The sequence below is a fragment of the Haloarcula amylolytica JCM 13557 genome, assembly GCF_000336615.1.
Taxonomy (GTDB): domain Archaea; phylum Halobacteriota; class Halobacteria; order Halobacteriales; family Haloarculaceae; genus Haloarcula; species Haloarcula amylolytica.
Genome location: NZ_AOLW01000035.1, coordinates 130,026 through 143,637, shown reverse-complemented (window position 1 = coordinate 143,637; position 13,612 = coordinate 130,026). Strand labels below are relative to the sequence as shown.

Annotated in this window: 11 protein-coding genes; 1 reads left to right on the top strand and 10 read right to left on the bottom strand. The window is 56.6% G+C overall.

Annotation, left to right across the window (positions count from 1 at the left end):
* Nucleotides 1–585: 585 nt before the first annotated feature.
* From C442_RS14610 to C442_RS14575, 7 genes are all read right to left on the bottom strand, one after another.
* Nucleotides 586–969 carry a hypothetical protein gene (locus C442_RS14610; protein WP_008311743.1) on the bottom strand — a complete coding sequence of 128 codons (384 nt, stop codon included), beginning with the start codon at nt 967–969 and terminating at the stop codon, nt 586–588.
* Complete coding sequence (locus C442_RS14605; protein WP_049943017.1) at nt 966–1,811, bottom strand: ParA family protein; 846 nt, start codon at nt 1,809–1,811, stop codon at nt 966–968. Before C442_RS14605 ends, C442_RS14610 begins: the two co-directional genes overlap by 4 nt.
* A 100-nt stretch (nt 1,812–1,911) precedes the next feature.
* On the bottom strand, nt 1,912–3,147 hold the full coding sequence (locus C442_RS14600; RefSeq protein ID WP_049943016.1) for a tyrosine-type recombinase/integrase: 1,236 nt from the start codon (nt 3,145–3,147) through the stop codon (nt 1,912–1,914).
* Nucleotides 3,148–3,693: 546 nt separating this feature from the next.
* A complete protein-coding gene (locus tag C442_RS14595) occupies nt 3,694–4,131 on the bottom strand; it encodes a chromosome partition protein (protein ID WP_023842983.1) in 438 nt (145 codons plus the stop codon).
* Nucleotides 4,132–4,413: 282 nt separating this feature from the next.
* A complete protein-coding gene (locus C442_RS14590; protein ID WP_008311735.1) occupies nt 4,414–5,112 on the bottom strand; it encodes a DUF2270 domain-containing protein in 699 nt (232 codons plus the stop codon).
* A gap of 522 nt (nt 5,113–5,634) precedes the next feature.
* A complete protein-coding gene (locus tag C442_RS14580; RefSeq protein ID WP_239642308.1) occupies nt 5,635–7,284 on the bottom strand; it encodes a histidine kinase N-terminal 7TM domain-containing protein in 1,650 nt (549 codons plus the stop codon).
* A gap of 167 nt (nt 7,285–7,451) precedes the next feature.
* A complete protein-coding gene (locus tag C442_RS14575) occupies nt 7,452–8,393 on the bottom strand; it encodes a UbiA family prenyltransferase (RefSeq protein ID WP_008311732.1) in 942 nt (313 codons plus the stop codon).
* A gap of 465 nt (nt 8,394–8,858) precedes the next feature.
* Between C442_RS14575 and C442_RS14570 the strand changes: the two genes are divergently transcribed.
* A complete protein-coding gene (locus C442_RS14570) occupies nt 8,859–9,815 on the top strand; it encodes a bile acid:sodium symporter family protein (RefSeq protein WP_008311731.1) in 957 nt (318 codons plus the stop codon).
* 216 nt (nt 9,816–10,031) lie between these two features.
* Here the strand turns inward: C442_RS14570 and C442_RS14565 are convergent, their stop codons facing one another.
* Genes C442_RS14565 through C442_RS14555 form a run of 3 tightly spaced genes read right to left on the bottom strand, consistent with a single transcriptional unit; the run spans nt 10,032 to nt 13,319 of the window.
* Nucleotides 10,032–10,991 carry an ABC transporter ATP-binding protein gene (locus C442_RS14565; protein WP_008311730.1) on the bottom strand — a complete coding sequence of 320 codons (960 nt, stop codon included), beginning with the start codon at nt 10,989–10,991 and terminating at the stop codon, nt 10,032–10,034.
* A complete protein-coding gene (locus C442_RS14560; RefSeq protein ID WP_008311729.1) occupies nt 10,991–12,103 on the bottom strand; it encodes a FecCD family ABC transporter permease in 1,113 nt (370 codons plus the stop codon). The genes C442_RS14565 and C442_RS14560 overlap by 1 nt, the downstream gene beginning before the upstream one ends.
* Before the next feature lie 4 nt (nt 12,104–12,107).
* Nucleotides 12,108–13,319, bottom strand: a complete 1,212-nt coding sequence (locus tag C442_RS14555; RefSeq protein WP_049943015.1) for an ABC transporter substrate-binding protein — start codon at nt 13,317–13,319, stop codon at nt 12,108–12,110.
* Between the last annotated feature and the right edge of the window lie 293 nt (nt 13,320–13,612).

Sequence of the window (13,612 nt, the reverse complement as noted above, 5' to 3'; positions counted from 1 at the left end):
TTGTAAGCGCTGTTCGGGCCTTTATTTGGCGTATTGAGCCAGTTATTGGCGCATCTGGGTGGCCACACCTGTTCGATTCGGAAACCGCTAGTGCCGGTTTGACCTATCGGTGGTGACTCTCGAAAGCACTCGACACCCGCCACCGGCAGATCTGTAATCGTCTTCGGGGAGAGGGTGAACCGTCCAACAGGTATCGGCCACAGCGATTGTTGTCGTCGGAACAGTCGAGATATCTCGAAGAGAGAACTATACGTATTAGCTCGTCTCAGCACGTACAGCGGCTAATCGAGCTCGTCAGCTATTCGACCTATCGACACCCCATAGCCATTCCGCATGGCTAATCGAATTGGCCATACTGTATACCCACATAATATGGCTGGTCGGTATAGCTATACGGTATAGCCCATCCACATATTCAAAAGAGATAGTTGGACGAGATAGCTATATGTGGTAGCGGATGAAGGTAGGCAGTTGACACAGTTAACAGTTCCAGTTTCGTTCGGCTAGGTATCGGGAGAGGACTGCAAGCACAAAAAGACAAAACCACGGGCGGATCGCGAGGGCGCGCTCAATACTGTTGTGTACTTAGCGGGACGTGGCCGATTGCTCCCAGTCGTACCCCCACTCACGGAGCTTTTCGGCGACAAGGTCCGGATTGTCCATAGCAACGACGAGAGCGGCTTCCAGCGCGTCGGTCTTGTATACATCCTCACCGACCGCGTCTTCTAGATGACGGAGGAAAGTGGATTCGCGCTCCTCGACCTCGGGGCGTATGAAGATCGGCCGTTGCTTGCGGTCTTGCTTGACTGAGTCACGCCGGAATTTGTATGGGATGTCCGGTTGGGCCGCCGTTTCTACGTCGGCGGGTTCAGTTTCAACATCCATCACCTCATCCTGCTGCTCGTCCGGTTCTGGCTCTGGATCCGAATCGGTCTCCGCAAACGGATCGTCGCCGGAGCCGGATTTCATGCTGTTGCCTCCTGTTCGCGAGTCTGTCGGAGATGCGCAGCTAGCTCTTCGAACTGCTCCAGCGTTTCGATTTCGTAGTCACGTTCCCGACTCCGGTGGTCTTCAATGTATTTGAACGCCGAACACTGTTTGCGCCAACAGCCTTCAAGCAAGGACGTCCGCTCCCGGAACACGACAGGTATATCGTACGACTCCGCACGAAGCCGTTTGAGCATCTCCTCTTGATCGTTGGTCCCCTTGAACCGATTCGGTACAGCAGCTAATACGCCCACATTGATATCTAGCGTGTCTTCAAGCCCGGTCACGAGGTCTGCGAGGCCCTCGACAGACTGTTGGCCTTTGCCGCTGGGTTCAAACGGGATAACGAGGTTCCGCGTCGCGTGCAATGCGTTGTACAGTTTCACGTCCGCGGTCGCAGGCGGGTCGATGATGACAGTGTCGTACTCGGACGGAACGCCCGCGTCCTTTAGCACACGTAGGAGCTGGACGTTCGGGTTCCAGTTCTCACCGAAGTCCGCCGCTTCCTCCTCACGACGCCGCAGATGTTTCGAAAGGACCTCCAGAGAGTTGTGTGCGGGAAGGACATCGACACCCTCTGAGGCCTCAATGAGGTCAGCGAACGGGCCGCGTGGCCGTTCGACGAGGTGTCGTACTAAACTGTCGGCCTCCGAGTCCGTTCGGCGGTCCGCGACGTCGAACAGGAACGAGAGGCTCCCCTCCTGTGGATCCATATCGATAGCCAGTACGTCGTGACCAGCACGGGCGTCGGCGACGGCGAGGTTCGCCGCCATCGTTGTCTTGCCGACACCGCCGGCCTCGCTGTACACGGTGTAGGTCAGCATACCGTATCGCATTCACCGCACAGATATAAAGATTAGTCAGACGGTATAGCTATACGGTATAGCCGGCTGGTATCTCTAAAGCGGTCTTGCAAAACGCGGACTACTCAAAGAACAGCCCTGCGAGCGTCTCGCGCATCTCCGCCCGCCGGTGAGACCGGGCTTCAGACTCCGAGAGGTAGTTATCGAGTACGACTTGTGCAGACGCCGAGCCCTGCTCCGCTGCGACGTCTTCGAACCGTTCCGCAACCCGCCTGACAGCAGCACCGTACGTAGTGTACCAGAATCGACGGCCGGTTTTTGGCGTTGGCGTGTCGCCGTCGACAGTGACATCTGCGGCCTCAGCCACTGATTTGAACCGTCGTCGGACGGTTTCGGCGGTTAGATGGCCAGTGGCTGCGGACGGAGAAGGCAAGAGGTAGCCACTCCACTCTGGATCGGAAAGCGTCTCTATACGGCGTTCTACCGTCTCCAGACCAGCCAAGAGAGCCACGGTCCCAGGACCGTTTTTCCGCTCGCCGTCACCGAACTCTATGTACGGATGCGAGTCATCGTCCGGATCGAGGTTGAGCTGTCGAATATGTAGCGATGCGACTTCACTCGGGCGAAGCCCCCAACCGCAGCACGCGACCACGATGAATCGATCCCGTAGCTCACTCGCTGCTCCATACAAGCGTTGGACGGCGCTTCTATCGAGTGCTTTGTTGTCCCAGGACGGGGTTCTATCCCATCCAAACCGGATTTCGAGGTCAGCGAGTGGATTGTACGCGGCGTTTCCGAACATCACCAGGTGTTTGTAGAACTGCCGCGTGTCCTGAACGTATTTACGCCGTGACGCAAGCGTCGTCAGGGCATCGTCCAGTTGGTCCAGCGCATCAAACGTCGCCGCCACCCGATCCATCTCTGCAACGCGTTCGTCGGGATTCTCCAGCGGTACGAGCAAATCTTTTGTATCGTGGATATTGGTATATACTTTCGCGTAGCGTCGTAGAATCGACCGCCGTGTATCGATTGTGGCGTCAGCACGCCCACGTCGAGTCGAAAGTTCGTCGAGGTACCCCTCGATGGCCCGCTGGGTGTTGACAGAGAGGAAGTCAAATGATCCCGATGTCGTCGTGGCTTCTGGGACTCCGATCTCGTCGTAGAACTGCCCCGGGGACAGGTCAAATCGCCGTTGGAGATGCTTTACGAATCCCGGGAACTGTCCGTTCAGCCAGGTGTACGTGGGGGCTTCAGCGGTCGGGTCCAGCCCGTCGGTTTCCATCGTCGGTACGACGGTTTCGTGATAGAAAGACTCACAGTCGGCTAAGTCCATCGTTGAGTAGCGAGTTTCAGTCATTGGATTTTGGGTGTGAACTGCAGTAACTGACGAACTGTTCTAGCTGGTTCGTCTGAATCACCGAGTTTTCGTATGTAGCGTATTTCCATCGTACGACTAATAGTTTGTCTTGTATTGTTTTCTCATGCAGAAACCCATAACAAGACAAATACAAACGGTCGCATTACCACAGCACATAAATCATATAACGCTATATCAAATTCTGTGCTGTACAGGCTCGGTAGAAGTGGTCCACTGCAGTTTTTATCCGGTTAGGGCTCATCTCCACTCAAATTCCGTATATTCTGTAGCGGAGTCAAGCACAGATTTCTCGTCTGTGCTGAGACCAGCCCCTTCACCGCTCTTCCAAGAGCACCAATGAGCAGGTAAGACCGACTACAGGATAGGATATTCCGGGCCTGCGGTAGCTCCCGTAACCGTCATCGCCGGCCATCTGTGAAGAATTTCACCACACGGGATGGATATCGTGCAATGGCCGAGCCAACAGTATAGAACAGATCCAGCGGTTCTGAAATGTGGCTTACTCAAGGGCCAATCTCTCAGTTGTCACTCATCGGGACCGAACTCCTGGCAACCAAATCGGTCAATGTTCTCTGGCTGTGCACAGAGATAATCGAGCCGTTTTTCCATTTCGGACCGTGACATGCCCGCTTGGTTTTCACGGGACTCCGCGAGCCGGGCTTGGCTGGCATTTAACATTTTTTCTTTCCTTTCTAGTTCCGAAAGAAGTGTGTCTACGTCCTCGTTGCGTGTTTCTAACTGTTTGTTGAGGTTTTCAGCACGGGATTTTTCCGCCTTTCGGTCTTCCCGGGTCTCGTTCAGTTGTTCACGCAATTCCTCGTTTTCAGCGTGGAGGGCTTCGTTCTCTGTTTGTATGTCCTGTGCAGAATCCTGAAATGCAACTGTTGTCCCGACTGTCCCACTGGTGGCCACCACAGTAGCGACGAGTAGCCAGGAACTGATATTGCGTGCAAGCGTGGTCACCGGTGATACTCCTCTGCTGTAGCCTGAGTATTGTACTGGCGCCTGTCCCGGTGCAACAGTACCGAAGGTTGAGTCATCATGTCCCTGCCTGATTGGTATGTGCTACTAATCGTAGTTCCCAGTTGGTTGCATTTGGATAGCGATGAATCTCCAATAGTGCATCGACACTGGTGTAGAACCTAGACGAACTGACCGATTATTTCGTGTCCGTGATCGGCGTTACCCACAGCATACACCACTGTCACATAATTTCCGTGGGACTTCGGTGAATTCCAGAATACCCTATTGGCGGAGATCTTCGGACCGAAGCTCTCCTTTTGCGTGCCATGTTCTGGGGCGGACGGCGACGACGATTGCAGCGGCGTATAGTAGTCCGACAGTGCCGATGACGACGACGCCGGGAAGCATACCGATAGCAGCGCTATCTGTCCACGAACCGGAACTGAACACGGTAATTCGTATGAGCCATGCGGTTAGTAAGACAGTGAAAAGCGGCAGGTACACTCGTCGGAGTCGGTGCGCGATAGCTTCTTCGGTGCTGATTTTGATCGTCGGCTGTCGGTAATCGGCACTCAGTGACTTGCGCCAGTCCGGATCGGCCACGCCTGCAGCGGGGTCTAACCCGTAGGCGAAGACGTTTGCCTGTAGTGTTCTGACTCGGCTTCGCCAGATGTCGTAACCTCGATATCGCCTGGCCTCGATGAACAGAAACACTGCAAGCGTGGCCGTTCCGATCAAGAGGATGTAATGAGGAATGTCCGGCCGCGAAAAGGCCCATGTGAGGATCGCAGAGATTACCAACACTGCCCAGTTGGTTGTCCGGTCGAGGCGCTCGCGCCAGAACTTCATCCGGTGGATCTCGCCGCGGTAAAGATGGGCCATGGCTGAACTCGGACCCATATCCTCCTCTAGCAGGCCCTCACCGACTTCCCGATGTGTCGAGTCGCCCGCGTCGACGTCCTTGTTTGAGACCCGTGTCATGAGTGGAAGATGAGCGGCTGGAGATTCGACTCGGTCGTGTGCTGAGCGGCTATCGCCGAGTCGACACTATTGTCGGAGTCGCTCCTGTCGTAGTCAGGGGGTATATCTGCAGTAGCCACCTGTTGAGGTCCCGTAATCATCGTGTTACTCCGTTGTGCGGACGTAGTGCTTGAGAACGTCCGTGCCCGTTTTTTCCCCGACGATAGCTCGTCAATGGTTTGTTTCGCCTTGACGACCGGCATCGGACAGTTCTCCCCTGTGACACCCAGCATCTGAGTAGGTCGTGGTTGGCCATAGTATTGTTCTCTACTATCAATACTGTAGCCACATATAAAAGCACAACGGTAGTGTCTCAGAAGGCGATAGGCCATATACAAGCATTCATGGAGGGTAAATCGGGATAGGTTTTGGAGTTTTAGAGGGTTTAAATTGCGTAATAATGGACTAAATCCTGAATACTATGGGACGGTACTCACTCAGGCACAGAGGGAGAATCGTCCACCTTCTCAACGTCTCGGTGACTTATCCTGATGAGAGAATCGGAATCCGTAGGGAGACAGTCGTTCCCGTCGTCTCACTCGACTCGATATCGACTGTCCCACCTGCGATATCAGTTCCCCACACAACCAGTGCCAGCCCGAATCCGCTCCCGTGCTTTAGCGGCGTTTCCGAGCCATGTTCTACGAGAGCGAGCTCGTTGGAGTCAATACCGGGCCCGTTGTCCCGGACAGTGACCTGAACGTATTCGCCGTCCCGTTCGACCTTGATTGACACAACAGGGTCGGGAGAGGTATTGTGTTGAGCGGCGTTTTGAATGATATTCAGACAGACGACATCAAACAGGCAATCCACCGCGAAATCTGTCTGCTCGGGAGCATACTCGAACGTGACCTCGGGATACGCTTCGCTGGTCGAATCGAGACACTCGTCGAGAATAGAGTTCAGGCTGAGAGTATCTCGTTCCTCTCGGCTTTGTTCAAAGATATCGATAACCGAACGGACTTTTTCCCCGAGTTCATTGATTTCGACGGCGTGTTCTTGCAGGGTTGCGGCCTTCGACTCACTATTGTGCGTGGCTAGATACGCAGCGTTACCGAGGATGACTTGCACGTTCGTTCGGATGTTGTGCCGGAAGACCCGGTGGAGAACCTCTAGCCGTTGCTGGTCACGGAGAAGGTTACTCACATCGTGTAAAGTAATGACCCGGCCGATAGTCCGATCATGGATATCTGTTACGAGACTTTCGGAGACGTCGTACGACTGGGACGCCCCCTGGGGACGGTAAATCGTTTGCCCGGCCTGTGTTGCGCTACCGAGCGCCGATAGATCCGGACTGATTTGTTCAAGTGGTCGGCCGAGGGCTTCGTTCGGCGTCGTCTGCAGGGCAGTGGTAGCCTGGTCGTTCATATCGACGATATGGTCGTGCGTATCCAACACGAGAGCCCCTTGCTGCATCTGCTGAAACAGCGAATTGCGAGCATGGCGTATCGGCGTCGGATTTGCACCGAAGAGCTGGAACCTGGTGAGTGCGCCTAGATACGCGAGACCGGACACGGCAAAGGCAATCGGTGTCGGATCGACACCGGCAGATGGGAGTGACCCCCTCAAAAAGAGGACGTTCGTCACCCAGGGTGCCAGCAGACCGAGAAGGAGCGCTAAGCTCTGGCCGCGGAACGGGTCCACTTGACTCGTAACGAGTTTCAACAGCGGAAGTGCCCCGAGAAGGCCCAGCAAATACGTATAGCCGGCTATAATCCAAAACCAGACACCCGGCGTTCTGTTCAACGTCGCAATTCCGTGTTCCTGGATGATGACCGAATTAGTGTACAGTAACTGGTGGGAGTGGCTCGTGAGTCCCAGAAAGACGGTAATTGCAGGGACGATCGAATAGAGCAGGATGTGCTTGCGGGCCGTATACTCGGTATAGCCGGCATATTCGAGCGAAAAAAGCAGCCACGCTATCGGAATGATTGCAACACCGATCCAAGAGACATCGACCCAGAAAACCTTCGAGCTCAGCGTCGCTGCATCAATCCGGAAGATCAGCGTGGCCGACCACCAGCACTGGCCTGCCAAAAGCAGAATAAGTGGGTCAGCGCCGGGTTCTGGGCGCTCTTTCCAGGCAAGGAGGCCGCCCGTAACGCCGACCGCAATCGTGGCGACCAACACCATCTTCATCAGCGTCAGTGAGAACACAACTATGTTGAAGATTAATCGGGCGCCATCGTTATAACCTATTTGCCTTCGAAAGTATCTAAGATTGACAGAACCGCCATCAGAGGGCCGAATACTGGCGGAAGAGAAGGTACTTTACAAATAAGGTAATTTATATGATAGTGCTACTGGCCGAGCAGTGGGAAGACCACAACAACAAACGCTGGTAAGCGAGTACACTCTGCTGCGACCGCAAGTGCACTGTCGTTTTCGGTTCGGTTAAGACAGAAGATGACGCCATTCAGGAAGAGCAAACTAAGTAAGAGAACGAGTGCTTCCCTGAGATTGATGATATTTGCAACAAACGCAACACCGAGCAGAACCGCTGTCAGACCCGTGATTCCGTAGAGGATATACTTAGTCCAGCGAACACCGACCACAACCGGGAGCGTCCGGACACCGATTTCGCTGTCACCCTCCTTATCGCGCACATTCGGAATTTCTGTATTGACGAACGTCGCCAATACGAAAAACAGGAACACGACACCGACCGCCGGAGAAGCGGGCGCACCAACGTACGTTATCGGCAGACACACAATGACGAGCGCCCAGACTACAGCGACGAGAGTTGAATTGAGAAGGAAGACCTCTTTCAGTCGCTGGGTACCGCTCGGAAGGGTAGGGATCCAGTCACAGGCGTAGAGAATCCAGCACACACCCGGTAACAGCGATAGACCAAAGCTGATGGGCCCACCCAATGCAGACAGGGCCACAGCAAGGCCGTATGCGATAGCCGCCAGAACGTAGAAGCCGTTCTGATATCGGCGCACGAAGGCAGTCCGTGCGGGGGACGTTTTCGCATCAGTTTCTAAGTCTGCCAACCGGTCGTTGCCATACACTGCGAACGTGAGCAATCCTGCCACAATCGGAGCCGGCGTTAGTGGGAGCGCCAGTAGTTCACTCACAAGGACTGCTTCCGCCATCGCAATAACTGCGAGATACACGGAACTGTAGAGAAATATATTCCTGACTGGTCTCGTCAGCGTAGCTAGTTTTGTAATCAAAGAGCGGTTCCTCACGGACTCTATGTCAGGCTGCTTGCCTGGGTTTTGTGCATCAGTCGGCATAGCTGCAGTAGAATATCGGCGAACTATACAGTAAAGTCCTACCCTATATTAAATATCTTCAAAAGTCGAAGTAAGTTTGGTTTGGCTTCGTCGTGGATGAGAGTATAGTCAAACGTGCGGAACATCTTCGTATCTATCCAAGCGCTGTCTGAGCAAGCGACCATGGAATAGATTGAGTGGAGACGGGTTGGGGGATACTATCAATGGCCAGGTGGATACCACTCCGTGAGCAGTTCACTACGGGAGGCCCTGTTCGCTCTCGGACAGACTCACTGTGCGTCGATATCAATCTCGACCCAACAATAGCGATAGTAGCCATTGATTTTCAATTGGTACTATAGTCCAGAGAACCAGCGGCCGTCCCACATTGTGTGTTCGTCGTCCGACAGTACAGCGATCCAAAGTAAGCTTTTTTTACATTGTTCATCATCCAGAGATGTGACTTCGACATCGACGCTTCGAGCGGTGAGTCGGGCTGCGAGCAAGTACTTCGTTGTCTGGGTAATCCTTCTGGCAGGGATCGCTCTCGTCAGGCCGGACCCGTTCGTCCCAGTGTTGGACTACGTGTCCCCGCTGCTCGGGCTAATCATGCTCGGGATGGGGTTGACGCTCCAACCGGCGGACTTTCGCCGGCTAATCGAAGAACCGGTCGATATCGGTATCGGCGCTGTCACGCAGTGGCTGGTGATGCCTGCCGCTGCGTACGGGCTGTATGTCCTCCTTGATCTTCCGGACGCTGTCGGAATCGGTCTCATTCTGGTCGGTGCCGCTCCCGGTGGGACCGCGTCGAACGTGATGGCGTATCTCGGTCGGGGTGACGTGGCGCTGTCCGTCGCGATCACGACGCTTACCACCCTTGCAGCGCCGATCGTGATGCCGGCCTGGGTAGTGTTTACCCTCGGCGAACAGATCAACGTCACCTTTGCGGAGATGTTCCGGAGCATCATTCAGATCGTCATCATTCCGGTGTTGCTCGGGTTCACAATCCGGTACTTGCTGGACCGCTATTCGCCCAAAGCCGCTGAAATCGGCACCGACGTGTTCCCACTTATCAGTGTCGCCGCGATTGTTGCGATTGTCGCTGGCGTTGTTGGCGCGAACGTGGACAACATCCTCACGGCTGGTCTGCTTGTGCTCGTGGCGGTCGTCGCCCACAACGCGATCGGGCTTGGCTCGGGATACGGTGTCGGGCGGGCAACTGGAATGTCGAAAGACCGCGTTCGGACCTGTGCGTTCGAAGTGGGGCTGCAAAACAGCGGTTTAGCCGTCGCGCTGGCGACAACGCTGTTCGAGCCTGCAGCCGCACTCATTCCGGCGCTGTTCAGCGTCTGGCACAACATCACCGGGCCGGCGCTGGCAAGCTTCTTTAGCTGGCAGGACGACGGACAGAAATCCGTCGAGGCTGTGCCAAGCGACGACTGAGGCTCGCTCCCCACGGTAACCCGATTTTCGGTGTTATCAAATCCGCTCATCCAGTGGTGAGCGACCAGGCCGTACGGACATGGAGGAGCCAGGAAGCGGGGGACCCCTTCGGCTATCTCAACAAACAGAGTAATCGTATCCCCCGAACCATCTGACGACAAGATCAGTGATGTCGATTCTGACGCAGTCTGGATGTCTGGGTGGTGCTGCCACCGGTCACGGTTCCCGATCAGTATCCGGAACGTCCTCGGGAACAGGACCTACAGTGGTGTGTGCCGCCTGCGCGTCGGTGACCGGGTCAATCGGAATTACCTGAAGCCCGTACTCGGTTTCCAGAACCGCCGCTTCGATCTCGAAGACGTCAGCAAGCAACTGTTTCGTGACCACCTCCTCTGGCGGGCCGCGGGCGTACATCGAGCCGTCCTTGAGTGCGACGATGTTGTCGGCGTACCGCGCTGCCTGTGCGATATCGTGGAGCACGAGGACGACCGTTATCTGACTCTCATCCCGGAGCGTTTCCACTATCTGCATCACTTCCAGCTGGTGCTGTGGGTCGAGGAACGTCGTCGGCTCGTCCAACAGCAACACGTCCGTGTCCTGAGCGATTGCCATCGCAATCCAGACGAGTTGCTTCTGGCCACCGCTCAGGCTGTCGACATCGCGGTCACGGAGGTTCTCAATGCCGGCAAGTTGAATCGCGTCGTCGACGGCGGCTCGGTCCTCGTCGGACGGCGACTCGAAGAACCCAGTATGTGGGTACCGTCCGCGCTCGACCAGATCACCCACCGAGATACCGGTCGGAACGACGTTCTCCTGGGAGAGCAGGCCGAGTTTGCGTGCGAGTTCCTTGGACCCGAACTCGTCGATCGTCTGGCCATCGACAAAGACGGTTCCGTCGTCGGGCGAAATCTTGTCCGCCATCGCTTTCAGGAGCGTGCTCTTCCCGCTCCCGTTCGGGCCGATGAGCGCGGTCACTTCGTCCGGTGGGACGGCGATCGACTCGCCGTCGATGACAGGCTCGTCCCGTCCAGAGTACCCGACAACGAGATCGGTCCCGTCGATTTCTGCGGCTGACTCCGATGTCGTTTCACTGGCGCTATCGACGGCTCGTGTTCCGGCCTCGGACCCGTGTTCGACTGTCTCTCCGTCCATCTGTGAGGGCCGACCGTCAGCCATCAGACTTCACCCAGGTCGGTTTTCTTCCGCATCAGGTAGAGGAAGTACGGGCCGCCCACGATGCCGGTGATGACGCCCACCGGCAACTGGACGGGGCTCAAGGCGAGCCGTGCACCCACGTCTGCACTGACCAGCAGCGCCGGTCCGAGGAACAGACACCCCGCAAGCAGCAGCTTCGAATCGCTACCGACGAGATTACGGACCATATGGGGAACAATGAGCCCAACGAACCCGATGAGGCCGGCGACAGCGATTGCAGCCGCCGTCGAGAGAACGCCGATCCCCGCGATAGCGAACCGGACTTTCTCGACCGGCATCCCCAGTGAGTCCGCTCGGTCCTCGCCGAGTGCCAGTACATCCAGTTCCTGCGTAACGGCGAACGCGAGCGCCATCGCAAGGACGGTGAACGGCAACGCGATTCGTACCTCAGCCCACCCAGCGTTCATCAGAGTCCCGGAGAGCCACGCCTGCGCGGACATCGCAACGCCGAGGTCGTCGATGAAGAAAAACAGCGCCCGCTGGACGGACCCGAAGACGGTGCCTACCACAACACCTGCAAGCACCAGTCGGACGGGACTGGTGCCGTTCTTCCACGCGATAGCATACACGAGCAGGAACGCGAGTCCGCCACCGGCAGCCGCGAGTATCGGTAGGAACGGCACCAGTCCGGAGAGGAGTGTTAGCGTGAGCAACACGACTAATCCAGCCCCGTCGCTGACACCGAGGATGTACGGGCTCGCGAGTTCGTTGCGCGTGATTATCTGAAAGAGCGCTCCCGATACTGCGAGGTTCGCGCCGACCAGGACGCCGACGAGGATACGGGGCAGCCTGAGGTTCCAGACGATGAGTTGCTGGCGGGTCAACCACTCCGGGACCGCTGCACCGAGAAACGCCCACCGCCAGACTTCGAGGCTGGACAATACCGCCGGGTCGAAGACCGTCTGCCACGCCTCGACCAGCGTGAACGGGTACGCGCCGAAGCTCACCTGCAGTATCGTTGACCCGAGCAGGACGGCGAGGCTGCCGGCGATAATGAGGGCGAGCTTTGAGACCTCGTACCTGTCGGTCGTTCCTGCGCGTAGGTTCGTGAGCCGGTCGAATACCTTCGCCATCGCGTTAGACGTTTCCGTTGATGATGTCACTGACCGCCCGGCGGTCGAACAGTTTCTCTTCGTCGGGGACGTCGCGGACAGGACCTGGCCACTCGCCGAAGCGATCGGGCCAGACTTGCTTGGCGGCGGCCTCCGTGGCGAAAAGATCGACGATAGGACCCTGGTATTGGCCGCCGATGCGGATGATGTTACCTTCCTGAACGGCGGTGAGGTCCTGACCGTTCGGGTTGTTCTCGAACGGCTCGACGACGTTGTTCACGAACTCTTCGTGAGTTGCGGTTGTGAGCCGGCCCACGGCAGCGATGTAATCTGGATCGTGGGTGAGGAGTTCCTCGTAACCGACGGTACCACCGCCGGGGATCTCAGCATCGTAACCGTCCCTGAGCCCGAGCCGCGAGAGGGGCTTGGTCTGGTTGTGGTATTTGTGGATATCAGAGAGATAGAATTGGCCGGAAGCCGGGTCTACGCCGCGCCACACCGCGATGACGGAGGGGCGTTCGTCCTCAGGGGGGAGATCAGACCTGATGTTCGCCATGAACTCGTCGTGCAGCGACTCCCAGGCCCGATACCGGGCCTGGCGCTGGAAGACCGCCGCCATCTTCTCGAAAACGTCGTAGAGTTCGTGGTAGGTTTCCTGCTCGTACCCAAAGGGATGTTCGGGGCCGAAGCGGATCGAGGACGCGACGAACGGACCGGTGGCCTCCTCGATTTCCTGAATATCGGAGTCCGCCCAGTCGGTGAAACGTCGTAATCCCCGAGGGTCGATAAGATTGACAGCGGGGCCAGCAGCGTAGAAGTTCTCCTTGTCGTAGCCGGACTCGGAGCTGGCCGCCAGCGCCATGATGTCGTCCTCGTTGAACGTAACGTCGGGGAGGATGTCGTAGAACTTCCGTGGCGCCCGTGCCATGTCGGTCGCGGCGGTAGGCTGGATGCCGAGCGCCATCCCGATATCGAGGTAGACGCTGGGAATGACCGAGTACGACTCGGGAACTTCTTCGAACGTGAACTCGCCGTGTGGCTCAATTTCGACAGTGTCCGGCGTTGAATTTTCCGGAGTCGATTGCTCGGTACCTGCCGTGGCTTCGGCCTGGTCTGTTTGGGAAATCGCGGCCCCATCCCCGGTGGTTCCTCCATCATCGGAGCTCCCACTGGAACAACCGGCGAGGGAAGCCACCAATCCGACACTACCTGCAAGTACTTCGCGTCTACGTGTCATCGCTTTTCAGGTGGACCTAAAACAGATTAGTGATTCCTCCCTTTCGACGTAACACGGTGTGTACGATGTTCAGGCCGTGAAATATCGAGCCGCTATGCGTCGTCCGTACTCTGCTCAGGCGTCACCGGCGATTGGAAACGCTGAACGAGTGCTCGCACTGCGGGCAGTGATAGCTTGTCGTATATCCGGTGCTCGAAACGTCCCAGTCGCCCCCGATCATACCACTCTCAAAATCACAGTCCGGACAGAACAGTACCATTTTCGAGGGTGTCCCGATAGCGTCTGTAGTTTCC

Coding starts and splice junctions, on each gene's coding strand:
- C442_RS14610 (WP_008311743.1), bottom strand. CDS start 969: ATGAAATCCGGCTCCGGCGACGATCCGTTTGCGGAGACCGATTCGGAT.
- C442_RS14605 (WP_049943017.1), bottom strand. CDS start 1,811: ATGCTGACCTACACCGTGTACAGCGAGGCCGGCGGTGTCGGCAAGACA.
- C442_RS14600 (WP_049943016.1), bottom strand. CDS start 3,147: ATGACTGAAACTCGCTACTCAACGATGGACTTAGCCGACTGTGAGTCT.
- C442_RS14590 (WP_008311735.1), bottom strand. CDS start 5,112: ATGACACGGGTCTCAAACAAGGACGTCGACGCGGGCGACTCGACACAT.
- C442_RS14580 (WP_239642308.1), bottom strand. CDS start 7,284: ATGGTGTTGGTCGCCACGATTGCGGTCGGCGTTACGGGCGGCCTCCTT.
- C442_RS14575 (WP_008311732.1), bottom strand. CDS start 8,393: ATGCCGACTGATGCACAAAACCCAGGCAAGCAGCCTGACATAGAGTCC.
- C442_RS14565 (WP_008311730.1), bottom strand. CDS start 10,991: ATGGCTGACGGTCGGCCCTCACAGATGGACGGAGAGACAGTCGAACAC.
- C442_RS14560 (WP_008311729.1), bottom strand. CDS start 12,103: ATGGCGAAGGTATTCGACCGGCTCACGAACCTACGCGCAGGAACGACC.
- C442_RS14555 (WP_049943015.1), bottom strand. CDS start 13,319: ATGACACGTAGACGCGAAGTACTTGCAGGTAGTGTCGGATTGGTGGCT.